The following is a 16,459-nucleotide window of genomic DNA, read 5'->3' as shown; positions in this document are numbered from 1 at the left end:
CCCCAAAACGCGGCTTTTTTTTCGAGACCAAAACAGAGAGAAAGAAATGAGCAAAAACCGCAAGCACACGCAGCCACAGGACAAACGCCCAAGCCCCATCGCCACCGGGAGCCAGGGCGGACCGAACGCCCCCGAAAGCGGCAGACAAGCCCCCATGCACCCGCACAGACTCCCCACCGCAGGACGGAAACACCGGGGCCCGGCGCTACTCAGCGGCCTACTCCTGCTCAGCCTGGCCAACCAAAACACAGCCAGTGAACTACCACCCGGAGCAAAAAAACACCTGCCGACACTCGCCGCAGAACAAGCCGCACACTGGCCGCAAGCCCCACTGCGCTCAGCGCTCGCGGCACAAATCGAACAAGAAACCTGCCCCAGCCTGAAATCGGCAAAATGCTGGAACCCCCGCACCGAACTGAAAACCGCACGCGAATACGGCTTCGGCCTGGGACAACTGACCATCACGGCAAAATTCGACAACTTCGCGCAAGCACGCAAACTGCACACAAGCCTGCGCGACTGGAAATTTGAAAACCGATTTGACGCCCAACGCCAACTCCGCACCATGATCCTCATGGACCGTGCCGCATACAACCGACTCACAGCCATAGACGCACAACAAGAACGACTGGCAATGACCCTCGCGGCATACAACGGCGGCCTGGCCGGCGTACAACAAGACAGACGACTATGCGCACAGACAACGCACTGCGACCCCAAGCGCTGGTTCGGCCACGTGGAACGACACAGCCTGAAAGCCAAAACCAGGACAGCAGGCTACGGAAAATCCTTCTTCGAAATCAACCGGGAATACGTACGCGCCATCCTGCACGAACGCCGAAAACGCTACAGCGCATACTTCGGAGAGGCATGACATGAGAATCCCCACAAGCTACCGCCTGCTCCTGCTGACCCTGCTGGCAGCCGCCCTATACGGCCTGGGATGGAAACAAGGAACGCAACACACCCAAGAGCAATGGGACAGGGAAACAAAACAACAAGCCCTGCAAGCCGCGACCGAAGAGAAAAAGCAAGCCCAAGCCACAGTCCAAGTAGTCAGCAAATACGCAGACCGCATAAAAACCGTGCGCCAAGAAGGCGCAAACATCAGCAAGGAAATAAGCCAACATGTACCAACCCAAGCCGACGCTGCCTGCACTGTGCCTCATGGCTTTGTGCGGGTGCACGACCGCGCCGCCCAAGGCAACGCGCATGCCGAGCCCACCGGAGATCCTGATGCGGCCCCCGCAGGCATTGCACTGTCTACCGTCGCCGAAACAGTCGTCGAAAACTACACCAGCTGCCGAGAAAACGCGGAACAACTGAGCGCGCTGCAAGGCTGGATACACGCCATGCAAGAACCCGCGAGCGAAAGCGGGCCCGAACAAGGGCCCGCCGCAGCCGGCAAGACGCCGGACGGCCTATTTTCTGAGTATTGAAGAAAGCCAATGTCCACCGAACCCGAACAACGCCAACGCGCCAAAAACATGGTGCTGCTGCACCGCGAAGACTGCGACGAACTGCTGGAACAAGCGGCCGAGCGGGGAGCGAAACGCTGCCTGGAGCAACTCGGACTGGAAAACGGCCACGCCGCGCGCGACATCAGCGAACTGCGCAGCCTGCTGGAAGCCTGGCGCGACGCCCGGCGCACGGCCTGGCAAACGGCAGTCAAGCTGGCCACCAGCTGCCTGCTGGCCGCACTGCTCGTGGGAGTAGCGATCAAGCTCAAACTGCTGGGCGGCGGCCCATGACGCACAACAAACAGTGCCCCGTGCACCAAAAACCGAAACGCATCCCCCAAGTCCCCCCCGAAAAAAGCCAAAAACCCAGCAAACATGCGGCAATCCGACCCCGGCTCGGGGCACCAGACAGTTGTTGGGATTTCCGCTGAAACGGGCTCAAGGCATTCTGGGCATGCCGCCGCCCATTTTCTTCATCATCTTCATCAGGCCGCCGCCCTTCATCTGCTTCATCAGGCCCTGCATTTGCTCGAACTCCTTGAGCAGGCGGTTGACCTCTTGCACCTGCACACCCGCGCCATGGGCGATGCGTTTCTTGCGCGTGGCTTTGATGAGTTCGGGTTTGCGGCGCTCCAGCGGGGTCATGCTCTGAATGATTCCCTCCTTGCGCCGCATGTCTTTCTCCGCCCGGTCCATGTCCATGGCGCCCGCCTTGGCGCTGAGTTGGGACGGGAGCTTGTCCATCAAGCTCGAGAGCCCGCCCAGTTGCTTCATCTGCTGGATCTGCGCCAGAAAGTCCGTCAGGTCGAAGCCGTCGCCCCTCTTGAGTTTGGCGGCGAACTTTTGTGCGGCCTCCTGGTCAACGCCGGCGGTGACCTGCTCGACCAGCGCCACGATGTCGCCCATGCCGAGAATGCGGCCCGCGTGGCGCTCGGCGTCGAATACCTCCAGGCCGTCGAGCCTTTCGGACACCCCGGCGAACTTGATGGGCGCGCCCGTGATTTGGCGCACCGACAGCGCCGCGCCGCCGCGCGCGTCGCCGTCGAGCTTGGTCAGCACGATGCCGGTCAGGGGCAGCGCCTCCTTGAACGCCCGCGCGGTGTTGATCGCGTCCTGGCCCTGCATGGCGTCGACCACGAACAGGGTTTCGACGGGGTTGAGCGCCGCGTGCAGGTCCCTGATTTCCTGCATCAGGACCTCGTCGATGGCCAGGCGCCCGGCTGTGTCGACGAGCAGCACGTCCATGTAGTGTTTCTTCGCGTAGTCCAGCGCGGCGCGGGCGATGTCCAGCGGTTTCTGCTCCGGGGTGCTCGGGAACCATTCGGCGCCGGCCTGCTGCGTCACCGTTTTGAGCTGCTCGATGGCCGCCGGGCGGTACACGTCGCCGGACACCGTCAACACCTTCTTCTTGCGCTTTTCCACCAAGTGTTTTGCGAGTTTCGCCGTGGTCGTGGTCTTGCCGGCGCCCTGCAGGCCGGCCATCAGGATGACGGCGGGTGGCTGCGCCGCGAGGTTGATGTCGGCCACGCCCGCGCCCATGGTCGCGACCAGTTCGCGGTTGACGATTCCCACCAGCGCCTGACCGGGTTTGAGTGAGCCCAGCACCTCCTGGCCCTGCGCCTTTTCCTTCACGCGCGCGATGAAATCGCGCACCACGGGCAGGGCCACGTCGGCTTCGAGCAGGGCCATGCGCACCTCGCGCAGCATGTCCTGCACGTTGGCTTCGGTGATGCGGGCCTGGCCGCGCATTTGCTTGACGAGGCGCGTGAGTTTGTCGGTAAGGGCGGAGGCCATGGGAGAAATTCCGGTGTTGTGCGCGCGGCGCTGGTGCTGGCGATGCGGCGAAAGTGATACGCGGGGCGTGCCGCGCGGGGACGCGCTGCCCGCAGGTTGCCCTAAACTGTGACCCATGATCTTACCCGGCGCTTCCCCCGTCAGCTGGCTGCTGGTCTTGGCTGCGACCGTGGCGTATGCCGTGCCCGCTGCTGCGGCCTCGCGCCTGGGGGCGGTGGCCGCGCGCAATGCGTTGTCTGCGGCCTGGATGCTCCACGGCGCTGTGCTGGTGTGGGGTTTGGCGGGCGATCCGCCGCGCTTTGGCTTTGCGCCGGCCTTGTCGATGACGGCCTGGCTGGTGCTCACGGTGTACGCGGTGGAGCGGCAGCTGTTCCCGCAAATGCAGGCGCGCTGGGTGTTGGCGGCATTGGGTGCGGTGGCCATCGTGCTGGCCGTGCTTTTTCCGGGGCAGCCCCTGCACGTGAGCGCTTCGCCCTGGCTGCCCCTGCATCTGGCGCTGGGCTTGGCCTGCTATGGTTTGTTCGCGGCCGCTGTGGTGCACGCCTGGCTCATGACCCGTGCGGAGCACCATATCCGCCAGGCCGAGGATCCGCATAGCGGCATTCCCCTGCTGACGCTTGAGCGGCTGACCTTTCGTTTTGTGACCGCGGGCTTCGTCCTGCTGACGGCCACGCTGCTCGCCGGCTGGCTGTTCGGCGACACCCTGTACGGCCGTGCCTGGCGCTGGGACCACAAGGCCGTTTTCTCGCTGCTCTCCTGGCTGGCGTTTGCCGCGCTGCTGTTGGGCCGTGCGCGCTTTGGCTGGCGTGGCCGCAGTGCCGTGCGCGTGCTGTACGCGGGCTCAGCGCTGCTGCTGCTCGCGTATGTGGGCTCGCGCTTCGTGCTGGAAGTCGTTCTGGGGCGCAGTGCATGAAATACCTGGTCCTGCTGCTGGTTCTGCTGCTGGGCATCGGAACCTGGCGCAGCCGCCGCGCAGCGCAGGGATCCGCGCCCCCGCCGCGCGCGTCGGCCCAGGACATGCCCGCTTGCGCGCACTGCGGTGTGCACATTCCCCAGGCAGAGGCCTGGACGCTTGGTAATCAGGCTTACTGCTGCGCGGAGCACCGGCAACTTGGCCCGGGCTGAATCCCCATGCACACCCAGCCTGCAGGCAGCTTTCTGCCCCCGGTGAATCCAGCGTTCGTGCGCCTTTGGCGCGGGTTTCTGACCGGTCGCGTGATGGTCGCGCTGGCGCTGCTGGGCCTGCAGGGCACCGGGCAGATCATCTACAAAAGCGCCGAGCCTGCGCTGCTTGCCGTGTGCGTGGGGTATCTGGCGGCCACCGTGGTGCTGAGCGTGCTGGCCAGACACGACCCTCCGGCGCCGTACACCGGAGCGCAATGGGTGCCGTCCATCGGCGTTGACCTGGTGGCCATTACGGCGCTGCAGTTGCTGCACGTCGGCAACATCGACTACACGCCCCTGTTCGGTCTGCCGATCCTGATGGCCGCCGCGCTGGGCACGCTCATGCTGGCGCTGGGCACCGCGGCGGGCGTGACCCTGTTGCTGCTTGCCTGGGCCTGGTGGACGAGCACATACCAGACGACGGACGACGACACGCAGCGCTACCTGCAGGGCGCGCTCACCGGAACGGGCTACTTCATCGTCAGCTACCTCGTGCACCAGCTGGCGTCCCGGTTGGCGCGCGAGCAGAAAGTCGCGCAGCAAAGCCGGATCGCCGCCCACGTGCAGGCCCAGGTCAGCGCCCTCGTCATCCAGAACCTGAGCGACGGGGTGCTCGTGGTCGATGAAAGCGACACCGTGCACATCGCGAATCCGGCCGGACTGCAACTGCTCGGCCGCGTTCCCGTACCGCAGCCGCCCTTCAGCCTGGCGCGCGAAGCGCCCTGGCAACCGCTGGTCACCCTGGCCCGGCATACCTTCTGGCAGGAGAGGCCGCAGACCGCGGACGCGAACCTGCTGCACCCCGGCCAAAGCCCCGCCGGCCTGCACGTGCGCACCTGGTTGACCTCCACGCGCGAAGCCGCGCGCCAGACGCACACCGAGCGGCTGTGCGTGATGTTCCTGCACGACCTGCACGAGATGGAAGCGCGCCTGCGCACCGAAAAGCTCGCGGCGATGGGACGCATGTCCGCCGCCGTGGCGCACGAGATCCGCAACCCCCTGGCGGCCATCGTTCAGGCGAACGCCCTGCTCGAAGAGGATTTGCACGACCTGGCGCACAAGCGGCTCACGCACATGGTGCGGCAAAACGCCGACCGGCTGGCGCGCATTGCCGAAGACGTGCTCGACATTGCCCGCGACCAGCACCCGACGAGCCATGCCCCGGAGCCGACCATCCCCCTGGACGAGAGCATTGCCCAGATATGGAGCGACTGGCAGACGCAGGACCCGATGCGCCGCCGCGCGGTGCTCATGCTCGGCGCAGACGCGGCGCAGGTGGAGTTCGACGCGGAGCACCTGCGCCGGGTGCTGGTGAACCTGCTGGACAACGCGCTGCGCTACGTCGGGCATGAGCCCGATTCGCTCGCGGTCATCACGCATGCATCCCCCACGGGCCAGGTCAGCCTGCAGGTCTGGAGCGACGGCGCGCCCATGGACAAATCCGTGCAGCGCCATTTGTTCGAGCCCTTCTTTTCCTCGGAGAGCCGCTCCAGCGGTCTGGGTCTCTATATCTGCCGCGAGCTGTGCCAGCGCCACGGGGCCTTCATCAGCTGCCAACGGTTCAGCCGCACCACCTTGCGCGGCGAGACCGGAGGCAACGCGTTCACGGTGGATTTCCGCCGCACCGCGCCTGCCCGTGGCACCGCCCCGCTGCGCTTTGACACCAGCGTGGCCTGAACCCCGTGAACCGTCCTGCCATGGTAGCGCCCACCGCATCCATCCTCGTCGTAGACGACGAACCCGATCTGTGCACCCTGTACGAGCTCACCCTGCTGCGCGAGGGCTACCGCGTGGAGACCGCGTCCAGCGTGCAGGAAGCGCGCGTGCAACTCCAGGCCCAGCGCTTCGACGCCGTGATCACCGACATGCGCCTGCCCGACGGGTCCGGAATGGAATTGCTCCAGGACCTGCGCGAGCAGCAGCGCCGCGAGCGCTGTGTGGTCATGACCGCGTACGGGTCTGCGGAAAACGCCGTCGAGGCCCTGCGCTCGGGCGCATTCGACTACCTGACCAAGCCCGTGGACCTGAAACAGTTCCGCTCCGTGGTGGCTTCGGCCGTGCAGGGAACGGGCGGCGTCCCGGCGCCGCGCACCCCGCGCACGGGGGGCCGGCCGGCAGCCGCTGCCGAGAACGCCGGCGCGGCGGCGCTGGAGCGGCTGGTGGGCCAATCCGAGACCCTGCGCAACGTCAAGCAACGTGTGGCCAAGGTCTCGCGCGGCATGGCGCCGGTGCTCATTCATGGCGAATCGGGCACCGGCAAGGAACTCGTCGCGCAGGCGCTGCACGCCAACAGCCAGCGCGCGGACGGCCCCCTGGTGGCCGTGAACTGCGGCGCGATTCCGGAGAACCTGCTCGAAGCCGAATTCTTCGGCGCGCGCAAGGGCTCGTACACCGGGGCCACCCAGGACCGTGACGGTTACTTCCAGGCCGCGCGCGGAGGCACCCTGTTCCTGGACGAAATCGGCGACCTGCCCCTGGCCATGCAGTCCAAGCTGCTGCGCGTCATTCAGGAGCGCAGCGTGCGCCCGCTGGGCTCGACCCAGGAAGAGACCGTGGACGTGCGCATCGTCAGCGCCACCCACCGGAACCTGGCAGCGGATGTGCAATCGGGCCGCTTTCGGCAGGACCTGTACTACCGGCTGAACGTGATCGAGATCCTGGTCCCCCCGCTGCGCGAGCGGCGTGAGGACCTGCCCGCGCTGTGCACCGCGCTGCTGGCGCGCATCGCGCAGGATTCGGGAATGCCGGTTCCCACGCTCACGCAACGCGCCCTGGGCGCCATCGCCGCGCATCCGCTGACCGGCAACGTCCGGGAGCTGGAAAACCTGCTGCACCGTGCCGTGGCGCTGAGCGATGGCGATGAACTGCATGTGGACTGGCCCGCGAACACGAGCGCGGCCGTGGCCGCAGTGGCGGTGGCGGTGGCGCGCGGCGCGCAGTCCCCCGCAGAGCCTGCGGACCCCGCGGTGCCCCGCGCCGAGCCGCCGAGCAGCCCCGCGCTGTCCGCCGTGGTCCGCACGATGCCCCTGCCCCATGACCTGCAGGCCTGGCTCGACCAGCAGGAGCGCGAGATCCTGGTGCGCGCGCTGCGCGAGGCGGGGTTCAACCGGACCGCCACCGCCGCCCGGCTGGGAATCAGCCTGCGGCAGATACGCTACCGCATCGCCCGCCTGAACATCACGCTGCCCAACGATCAGCAGGAGCCGCATGACGACATCGGATGACGCGCCCGCGCGTGCCGCTGCGTCCCCCTGGGCCGGAGGCTGGCACGGCTCGGCGACGAGGCGGACCTCTCCCAACCAGGCAATGCGCCTGGTGCCGCCGGCATCGGTCGATCTGATCGTGCTGCATTCCATCAGCCTGCCGCCGGGAGAGTTCGGCACGGGAGCCGTCCAGCAGCTGTTCATGAACACCCTGGACTGGGACGCGCACCCCTCCTATCAGAGCATCCGCGGCCAGCGGGTCTCGGCGCATTTCTTCATTCAACGCAGCGGTGCGCTCTGGCAATTCGTGGACTGCGATCTGCGCGCCTGGCACGCCGGGCGGTCCTCGTACCGGGGGCGCGGCGAGTGCAACGACGACTCCGTCGGCATCGAACTCGAAGGCCTCGAAGGCCTGCACTTCGAACCCGCCCAGTACCGGACGCTGGTCACGCTGTGCCGGGACATTGCGCTGCGCTACCCCATCGAGCACGTCGCCGGGCACGAGCACGTCGCCCCCGGCCGCAAGCAGGACCCGGGCGCCGGATTCGACTGGGCGCAGTTGCAGCACGCGCTGGACTGGCCCCGGCGCCGGTTTCCGCCGGATGCATGTTCCGCCGTGCGCTGACTGTGCTGCGGCGCAGCGCAGCGGCGGCGGGTTCCGTCCAGCGAAACCCACAGACCGTATGGGGTTTATTGCAGGCAGTGAGCTTGCCTTCTGGTCGCTGCGGCGTACACTACGGGTAGTGTATTGGACCCACAGGACACACCATATATAGCGTTTGACAGACCAGAGTCCGGCGCACTACCGACGAAAGAGATCACCCATGCAAGCCGCATCCAGTACCCCGTCCACCGCCCACGCACCGACTGCCCCGAACCCGTCCCAAGCCGTGCCGGCAGCGCCGGCGGCCGCAGCCGACGACCCGTTCGCGCACTACCAGATCATGCGGCGCAACGGCAGCGTCGTGCCGTTCGAGCCGCAGAAGATCGCCGTCGCCATGATGAAGGCCTTTCTCGCGGTCCACGGAACGCAGGGCGCGGCGTCGGCCAGCGTGCGCGAGATCGTCGATACCCTGACGCACAACGTCATCCGCGCGTTGATGCGCTCGCGCCCCGGCGGCGGCACCTTCCACATCGAAGACGTGCAGGACCAGGTGGAACTCGGCCTGATGCGCGGCGGGCACCACGATATCGCGCGCGCCTACGTGCTGTACCGCGAGCGCCGCGCCCAGGAGCGCGCGCGCCAGGCCGGGCCGCAGTTGGCCGCAGTGTCCGCGCCCCGGCTGCATGTGCTCGACGGGGGCGTGCGCGTCGCGCTCGAGCCGGGCCGGTTGCAGGCGCTGATCGAATCGGCCTGCGTGCATCTGGGCGCCAACGTGTCGGCCGAACCCATCGCCGCCGAAACCCTGCGCAACCTGTACGACGGCGTCCCCATGGACGAGGTCTACAAGGCGGCGATTCTGGCGGCGCGCACGCTGATCGAAAAAGACCCCGGCTACAGCTACGCCACCGCGCGCCTGCTGCTGCACACCATCGTGCGCGAGGTGCTGGGCCGCGAAGTGGCGCAGGACGCCATGGGCCAGGCCTACGTGGGCTACTTTCCCGAATGCATCAAAAAGGGCGTGGACAACGGCCTGCTCGACGAGCGCCTGCTCCAGTACGACCTGCAGCGCCTGGGCGCTGCCCTCGACGCCGGGCGCGACCTGAAGTTCGACTACCTCGGCCTGCAGACCCTGTACGACCGCTACTTCCTGCACATCGAGAAGGCCCGCATCGAACTGCCGCAGACCTTTTTCATGCGTGTCGCCATGGGCCTGGCGCTGCATGAAACCGATCGCGAAGCCCGCGCCATCGCGTTCTATGAAGTGCTGTCGTCGTTCGACTTCATGTCGTCCACGCCCACGCTGTTCAACAGCGGCACGCTGCGCCCGCAGCTCTCGAGCTGCTACCTGACCACGGTGCCCGACGACCTCGACGGCATCTACGAATCGATCAAGGAAAACGCGCTGCTGTCCAAGTTCGCCGGCGGCCTGGGCAACGACTGGACGCGCGTGCGCGCGCTGGGCAGCCACATCAAGGGAACCAACGGCCAATCGCAGGGCGTGGTGCCGTTCCTCAAGGTCGTCAACGACACGGCCGTGGCCGTGAACCAGGGCGGAAAACGCAAGGGCGCGGTCTGCACCTACCTCGAAACCTGGCACCTGGACATCGAGGAATTCCTGGAACTGCGCAAGAACACCGGGGACGACCGGCGCCGCACGCACGACATGAACACGGCCAACTGGATCCCCGACCTGTTCATGCGCCGCGTGATCGAAAAGGGCCCCTGGACACTGTTCTCGCCCTCGAGCGTTCCGCAGTTGCACGAGCTCTTCGGCGCCGACTTCGAGAAGGCCTACGTCGCCTGCGAGGAAAAGGCCGCGCGCGGCGAAATCCGGCCCGCCAAGACGGTGCAGGCCAGCGACCTGTGGCGCAAGATGCTGAGCATGCTGTTCGAGACCGGCCATCCCTGGATCACCTTCAAGGACGCGTGCAACCTGCGCTCGCCCCAGCAGCACGTCGGCGTGGTGCATTCGTCGAACCTGTGCACCGAGATCACGCTCAACACCAGCGACAGCGAAACCGCCGTCTGCAATCTCGGCTCGGTGAACCTGCTGCGGCACCTCAAGGACGGCGGGATCGACCACGAGAAGCTGAAGAAAACCATCACCGTCGCCATGCGCATGCTCGACAACGTGATCGACATCAACTACTACGCCGTGCGCAAGGCGCGCGACTCGAACCTGCGCCACCGCCCCGTGGGCCTGGGTGTGATGGGCTTCCAGGACAGTCTGTACGAACTGCGCATCCCCTACGCCTCGCAAGAGGCCGTGGAATTTGCCGACCAGTCGATGGAGGCCATCTGCTACCAGGCCTACTGGGCATCGACCGAACTGGCGCGGGAACGCGGCAGATACTCCAGCTACAAAGGCTCGCTGTGGGAACGCGGCATCCTGCCCCTGGACACGTTGGACATGCTTGCCAACGCCCGCGGCGGCCACGTGGAAGTGGACCGGTCGGCGACGCTGGACTGGGACGCGCTGCGCAGGAAGATCGCGCAGGACGGCATGCGCAACGCGAACTGCGTCGCCATCGCCCCCACCGCGACCATCTCCAACATCGTCGGCGTGGACGCATCGATCGAACCCTCGTTCGGCAACCTGTCCGTAAAGTCCAACCTGTCGGGTGAATTCACCGTCATCAACGCCAGCCTGGTGCGCGACCTCGAGCGCCTGGGCCTGTGGGACGAGGTGATGATCATGGACCTGAAGCATTTCAAGGGCTCTTTGCAACCCATCGATCGCGTGCCGCAGGACATCAAGGCGCTGTACTCCACGGCCTTCGAGGTCGATCCCCAGTGGTTGGTGGAAGCCGCGGCGCGGCGCCAGAAGTGGATCGATCAGGCGCAAAGCCTGAACATCTACATGGCCGGCGCATCGGGCAGAAAGCTCGACGAGACCTACAAACTCGCCTGGGTGCGCGGCCTCAAGACCACGTACTACCTGCGCACGCAAAGCGCCACGCACGTCGAGATGAGCACCGTGAACACGCGCCAGCTCAACGCCGTTGCCTCGGGTGACGACAGCGGCGCAGCCGCTGCGCAGGATCGATCCGGCGCGCCGAAAACCGCCAGCGCAGCGGCCCTGCCCGCGACCGACATCCGGTTCTGCGTGCTCGACGACCCAGGCTGCGAAGCCTGCCAATGAGCGCGCGCAGGCATGACGCGGCCATCATCCACGGCATCGCTCCGGTGCTGTGAAGCAACAAAACCTTGCAGCACAACGCTCCAGTGCTTTTCTTTTCGCAGCACTGCTTTCATAATCCGCTCACTGGAAAATCTATGTTGACCTGGGACGAAGAAGTCAAGCCCTCAGCGCAAAATCAACAGGACGGCGGTCTGGACGACAACCGCTCGGCGGGACAGGCGCCCCCATCGCAGCAACCCGCAAGTGCCGCAGCAGCCACCGGCGCGCAGGCCGCGCCACGCCGCGTCAGGGCAGCCGACAAGCGCATCATCAACGGCCAGACCGACGTGAATCAGCTGGTGCCGTTCAAGTACAAATGGGCCTGGGAAAAATACCTGGCCTCTTGCGCCAACCACTGGATGCCGCAGGAAGTGAACATGACGCGCGACATCGCGTTGTGGAAGGACCCCCAGGGCCTGACCGACGACGAGCGCCGCATCATCAAGCGCAACCTGGGCTTCTTCGTCACCGCCGATTCGCTGGCCGCGAACAACATCGTGCTCGGCAGCTACCGCCACATCACGGCGCCCGAATGCCGCCAGTTCCTGCTGCGCCAGGCCTTCGAGGAAGCCATCCACACGCACGCCTACCAATACATCGTCGAGTCGCTGGGCCTCGACGAGAGCGAGATCTTCAACGCCTACAACGAAATCCCGTCGATCCGCGACAAGGACGCGTTCCTGATCCCCTTCATCGAGGCGATCATGGACCCCGGCTTTCGCACCGGAACGGCGCAGAACGACCAGACGCTGCTCAAGTCGCTGATCGTTTTCGCCTGCCTGATGGAAGGTCTGTTCTTCTACGTCGGCTTCACGCAGATCCTGGCCATGGGTCGCCAGAACAAGATGACCGGCGCCGCCGAGCAGTACCAGTACATCCTGCGCGACGAGTCGATGCACTGCAACTTCGGAATCGACCTGATCAACCAGATCAAGCTGGAGAATCCGCAGCTCTGGACGGCGCAGTTCAAGGCCGAGATCAAGGTCCTGTTTCTCGAAGCCGTGGAGTTGGAATACCGCTACGCAGAAGACACCATGCCGCGCGGCGTGCTGGGCATGAACGCCTCCATGTTCAAGGGCTATCTGCGCTACATCGCCAACCGCCGTGCCACGCAGATCGGCCTGGAGGTGCTGTTCCCCCACGAAGAAAACCCGTTTCCGTGGATGAGCGAAATGATCGACTTGAAGAAAGAGCGCAACTTCTTCGAGACCCGGGTGATCGAGTACCAATCAGGCGGCGCGCTGTCCTGGGACTAAGGCCTTGCGTATTTCATCGCCATGGATTTCCACACCACGCCCCGCACGGACAGCGCCGCAGAGCGCCGCCATGCGGGGCGTTCCCGTGTTCATGGGGATGACCCCATGAATCGCTTTCTGTCCACTGTAGACAGAAGGTGCTCTCTGCAAATTGAACCAAGGAGAACATGATGGCAACTGCAAAAAAACCGGCCGCGAAGAAGGCCACTCCCGCGAAGAAAGCTGTACCGGCAAAGAAGGTCGTAGCAGCGAAGAAGGCCGCACCGGCGAAGAAAGCCATGCCGGCGAAGAAGGCCGCACCGGCGAAGAAAGCGGTGCCGGCGAAGAAGGCTGCACCGGCGAAGAAAGCCGTGCCAGCGAAGAAGGCTGCACCGGCGAAGAAGGCCGTGCCAGCGAAGAAGGCCGCACCGGCGAAGAAGGCCGTGCCAGCGAAGAAGGCTGCACCGGCGAAGAAGGCCGTACCGGCGAAGAAGGCTGCACCAGCGAAGAAGGTCGTACCGGCGAAGAAGGGCGCTTCCGCAGGCAACTCCGTGTCCAAGACGCTACCCGTGGCGGCTGCACCGAAGACGCCGCGGAAAACCCCCAAGGCGCCGACGCCTGCTGCCGCACAGACCACCCTGAATCCTCAGGCGGCCTGGCCTTTTCCTACGGGCAACAAGCCCTGATTTTCGCGGCACCTCGCGCGTATTTCTTGCGCGCATTGCGCGTCCAACCCGGTGCCTGTGCACCGGGTTTTTTTATCTGCGCACAACGGGTGTGCCCATGTGCTCAGTGCGATTCGCGCGGTACGGCCGCGCCGCGGCAGCCCACCAGAAAATCGAGGTCGCAGCCCTCGTCGGCCTGCAGCACATGGTCCACGTACAGGCGCTGGTAGCCGCCGCGGCCGCCCATGTCGGCGCTGCGGAGTGCGTGCAGGCGCTGCGCCAGTTCGGCGTCGCTGACGTCCAGATGCAGCCGGCCCTGCGCGCAGTCGAGTTCGATGCAGTCGCCGTCGCGCACGGCGGCCAGCGGACCACCTGCAGCGGCCTCGGGCGCCACGTGCAGCACCACGGTGCCGTAAGCCGTTCCGCTCATGCGCGCGTCGGAGATGCGCACCATGTCTTTCACGCCCTGGCGCAGCAGCTTCGGCGGCAGGCCCATATTGCCCACCTCGGCCATCCCGGGGTAGCCCTTGGGGCCGCAGTTCTTCAGGACCATCACGCAGCTGGCGTCGATGTCCAGGGTCTCGTCGACGATGCGCTCCTTGTAATGCTCCAGGTTCTCGAAGACCACGGCGCGGCCCCGGTGCCGCAGCAGCTCGGGCGAGGCCGCCGAGGGCTTGAGCACGGCGCCGCGCGGCGCCAGATTGCCGCGCAGGACGCAGATGCCACCGTCGGCGATCAGCGGTTTGTCCAGGGGGCGGATCACCTCGTCGTCGTACTGCGGGGCCTGGCGCACGTTCTCCCACAGCGTCTTGCCGTTGACGGTGAGGGCGTCGGGGTGCGGCAGCAGTCCGTTTTCGCCCAGGCGGCGCAGCACGGCGGGCAGGCCGCCAGCGTAGTAGAACTCCTCCATCAGAAAGCGGCCCGAGGGCTGCAAGTCGACCAGCGTGGGGGTGCCGCGGCCGATGCGCGTCCAGTCGTCGAGTTCCAGGGGCACGCCGATGCGACCCGCGATGGCTCTGAGGTGGATCACCGCGTTGGTCGATCCGCCGATCGCGGCGTTGGTGCGGATGGCGTTCTCAAACGCCGCGCGCGTCAGGATCCTGGAGAGCGTGAGCCCCTCGTGCGCCATCTCGACGATGCGCCGGCCCGACATGTGCGCGAGCACGTAGCGGCGCGCGTCCACGGCGGGGATCGCGGCGTTGTGCGGCAGCGAGGTGCCCAGCGCCTCGGCCATGCAGGCCATGGTCGATGCGGTGCCCATGGTGTTGCAGCTGCCGGCGGAACGCGACTGGCCCCCTTCTGCGGCGAGGAACTGGTGCAGCTCGATTTCGCCGGCCTTGAGCGCTTCGTGCAGCTGCCACACCGTCGTTCCCGAGCCGATGTTGCGGCCCTCGTGCTTGCCGTTGAGCATGGGCCCGCCGGTGACCACGATGGCCGGAACATCGCAGCTGGCAGCGCCCATCAGCAGCGCGGGCGTGGTCTTGTCGCAGCCCGTGAGCAGCACCACGGCGTCGATCGGGTTGCCGCGAATGGCCTCCTCCACGTCCATGCTCGCCAGGTTGCGCGTGAGCATGGCGGTGGGGCGCAGATTCGATTCGCCGTTGGAGAAAACCGGAAACTCCACCGGAAAGCCCCCGGCCTCGTAGACGCCGCGCTTGACGTGCTCGGCGACCTTGCGAAAGTGCGCGTTGCAGGGCGTGAGCTCGGACCAGGTGTTGCAGATGCCGATGATCGGGCGGCCGTCGAACGCATGGTCCGGAATGCCCTGGTTCTTCATCCAGCTGCGGTGTATGAAGCCGGTCTTGTCGGCGGCGCCGAACCATTCGGCGGAGCGGAATATGCGTTTCGGGGGCGTCATGGTGGGACTGGGGCAGAAAGGGGAGAGGAGACGGGCGCGGATCATGCCTTGTTCTTGTTGTACACGTCGACCAGCACGGCGGCGAGCAGCACCACGCCCTTGATGACCTGCTGGTAGTCGATGCCGATTCCCAGGATGGACATGCCGTTGTTCATCACCCCCATCACAAAGGCGCCGATGACCGCGCCCATCACCCGGCCCACGCCGCCCGACGCGGAGGCGCCGCCGATGAAGCAGGCGGCAATCACGTCCAGCTCGAACCCCAGCCCCGCCTTGGGCGTCGCGGTGTTCAGGCGGGCGGCGAACACCAGCCCCGCGAGCGCGGCGAGAACGCCCATGTTCACGAAGGTGTAGAAGGCCAGGCGCTCGGTCTTGATTCCCGAGAGCCTGGCCGCTTTCTCGTTGCCGCCCAGCGCGTAGATGCGCCGGCCGATGGTCGTGCGGCTGGTGACGAATTCGAACAGCACGATCAGCAGCGCCATCACGATCAGCACGTTGGGCAGGCCCTTGTACGACGCCAGCAGGTAGCTGAAGTAGATGAGCAGCGCGGCGAACAGCGCCGTCTTGACCAGGAACAGGAGCGCGGGCTCCGCGTGCACGCCGTGCCGCAGCCGGTTGGCGCGGCCGCGCACGGCGACCACGGTCAGGGCCGCCGCCAGCGCCAGACCCAGGAGCAGCGAGCTCAGGCGCAGGCCCTGCGCGCCAAAGGCGTCGGGGATGAAGCCCGAGCTGAGCATCTGAAACGATTCCGGGAACGGCCCCACCGACTGCCCCGCGAGCAGCGCCAGCGCCAGGCCCTTGAAGACCAGCATCCCGGCGAGCGTCACGATGAACGAAGGGATGCGCGAGAACGCGACGAAGCAGCCCTGCACCGCGCCGATCAGGCCTCCGCACAGCAGGCAGACGAGCGTGGCGGGAACGAAATGCCATCCGTACTGCACCATCAGCACCGCGGCCAGCGCGCCGATAAAGCCGCAGACGGAGCCGACCGACAGGTCGATGTGCCCGGCGACGATCACCAGCAGCATGCCCAGCGCCATGATGACGATGTAGCTGTTTTGCAGCACCAGGTTGGTCAGGTTCAGCGGCTGCATCAGCGTGCCGTCGGTCATGACCTGGAAGAAGGCCATGATGGCCACCAGCGTGATCAACATGCCGTATTCACGGACGTTGTGCTTGAGGTATTCCAGCAGCAGTTTGCGCGGCATTGCCGCCGGGCCGTCGGCCGCGTCGGCAGCGCCGAGCAGCTTGCTTGCGTCGTTCACCAGCGAAGAAGGTGTGGAGTTCATATACCA

14 protein-coding genes are annotated in these 16,459 nt (G+C 66.0%); 11 read left to right on the top strand and 3 right to left on the bottom strand.

The features are described 5' to 3' along the window. Nucleotides 1-46 precede the first annotated feature (46 nt). The 3 genes from D5041_RS01965 to D5041_RS01955 are packed head-to-tail and all read left to right on the top strand — an operon-like array spanning nucleotide 47 to nucleotide 1,751. Nucleotides 47-874 (top strand): lysozyme family protein, encoded by an 828-nt coding sequence (locus D5041_RS01965; RefSeq protein ID WP_010104100.1) that lies wholly within the window; start codon nucleotides 47-49, stop codon nucleotides 872-874. A 1-nt stretch (nucleotide 875) separates the two neighbouring features. After that, on the top strand, nucleotides 876-1,439 hold the full coding sequence (locus D5041_RS01960; protein ID WP_010104101.1) for a hypothetical protein: 564 nt from the start codon (nucleotides 876-878) through the stop codon (nucleotides 1,437-1,439). Between the two features lie 9 nt (nucleotides 1,440-1,448). Next, nucleotides 1,449-1,751 carry a DUF6127 family protein gene (locus tag D5041_RS01955; protein WP_010104102.1) on the top strand — a complete coding sequence of 101 codons (303 nt, stop codon included), beginning with the start codon at nucleotides 1,449-1,451 and terminating at the stop codon, nucleotides 1,749-1,751. 147 nt (nucleotides 1,752-1,898) lie between these two features. On the opposite strand, the gene ffh is transcribed toward D5041_RS01955, so the two are convergent. Continuing rightward, on the bottom strand, nucleotides 1,899-3,254 hold the full coding sequence (ffh, locus tag D5041_RS01950; protein ID WP_010104103.1) for a signal recognition particle protein: 1,356 nt from the start codon (nucleotides 3,252-3,254) through the stop codon (nucleotides 1,899-1,901). 115 nt (nucleotides 3,255-3,369) lie between these two features. On the opposite strand from ffh, the gene D5041_RS01945 reads away from it, so the two are divergent. From D5041_RS01945 to D5041_RS01910, 8 genes are all read left to right on the top strand, one after another. Next, on the top strand, nucleotides 3,370-4,167 hold the full coding sequence (locus D5041_RS01945) for a cytochrome C assembly family protein (RefSeq protein ID WP_010104104.1): 798 nt from the start codon (nucleotides 3,370-3,372) through the stop codon (nucleotides 4,165-4,167). Beyond that, a complete protein-coding gene (locus D5041_RS01940; protein ID WP_010104105.1) occupies nucleotides 4,164-4,379 on the top strand; it encodes a PP0621 family protein in 216 nt (71 codons plus the stop codon). The genes D5041_RS01945 and D5041_RS01940 overlap by 4 nt, the downstream gene beginning before the upstream one ends. Before the next feature lie 6 nt (nucleotides 4,380-4,385). Further along, nucleotides 4,386-6,095 carry an ATP-binding protein gene (locus D5041_RS01935; RefSeq protein WP_265283752.1) on the top strand — a complete coding sequence of 570 codons (1,710 nt, stop codon included), beginning with the start codon at nucleotides 4,386-4,388 and terminating at the stop codon, nucleotides 6,093-6,095. A gap of 20 nt (nucleotides 6,096-6,115) precedes the next feature. After that, nucleotides 6,116-7,642, top strand: coding sequence for a sigma-54-dependent transcriptional regulator (locus tag D5041_RS01930; RefSeq protein ID WP_265258503.1), 1,527 nt, complete (start codon nucleotides 6,116-6,118; stop codon nucleotides 7,640-7,642). Beyond that, complete coding sequence (ampD, locus tag D5041_RS01925; protein ID WP_265283751.1) at nucleotides 7,626-8,246, top strand: 1,6-anhydro-N-acetylmuramyl-L-alanine amidase AmpD; 621 nt, start codon at nucleotides 7,626-7,628, stop codon at nucleotides 8,244-8,246. The genes D5041_RS01930 and ampD overlap by 17 nt, the downstream gene beginning before the upstream one ends. A 199-nt stretch (nucleotides 8,247-8,445) precedes the next feature. Next, on the top strand, nucleotides 8,446-11,367 hold the full coding sequence (locus tag D5041_RS01920) for a ribonucleoside-diphosphate reductase subunit alpha (protein WP_265258505.1): 2,922 nt from the start codon (nucleotides 8,446-8,448) through the stop codon (nucleotides 11,365-11,367). 134 nt (nucleotides 11,368-11,501) lie between these two features. After that, nucleotides 11,502-12,662: a ribonucleotide-diphosphate reductase subunit beta gene (locus D5041_RS01915; RefSeq protein WP_010108067.1), complete on the top strand. Its 1,161-nt coding sequence runs from the start codon at nucleotides 11,502-11,504 to the stop codon at nucleotides 12,660-12,662. 167 nt (nucleotides 12,663-12,829) lie between these two features. Further along, nucleotides 12,830-13,327 carry a histone gene (locus D5041_RS01910; protein WP_407702203.1) on the top strand — a complete coding sequence of 166 codons (498 nt, stop codon included), beginning with the start codon at nucleotides 12,830-12,832 and terminating at the stop codon, nucleotides 13,325-13,327. Nucleotides 13,328-13,430: 103 nt separating this feature from the next. Here the strand turns inward: D5041_RS01910 and D5041_RS01905 are convergent, their stop codons facing one another. Both D5041_RS01905 and mmsB read right to left on the bottom strand, forming a co-directional pair. After that, nucleotides 13,431-15,164 (bottom strand): IlvD/Edd family dehydratase, encoded by a 1,734-nt coding sequence (locus D5041_RS01905; protein ID WP_010110126.1) that lies wholly within the window; start codon nucleotides 15,162-15,164, stop codon nucleotides 13,431-13,433. Between the two features lie 41 nt (nucleotides 15,165-15,205). After that, nucleotides 15,206-16,453 (bottom strand): multiple monosaccharide ABC transporter permease, encoded by a 1,248-nt coding sequence (gene mmsB / locus D5041_RS01900; protein WP_407702245.1) that lies wholly within the window; start codon nucleotides 16,451-16,453, stop codon nucleotides 15,206-15,208. Nucleotides 16,454-16,459 lie beyond the last annotated feature (6 nt).

This window comes from Verminephrobacter aporrectodeae subsp. tuberculatae (genome assembly GCF_026127385.1).
In the GTDB taxonomy this organism is placed as follows: domain Bacteria; phylum Pseudomonadota; class Gammaproteobacteria; order Burkholderiales; family Burkholderiaceae_C; genus Acidovorax; species Acidovorax aporrectodeae.
Note: the sequence above shows the minus strand (reverse complement) of the source record. Positions and strands in the feature narration are given on the sequence as shown.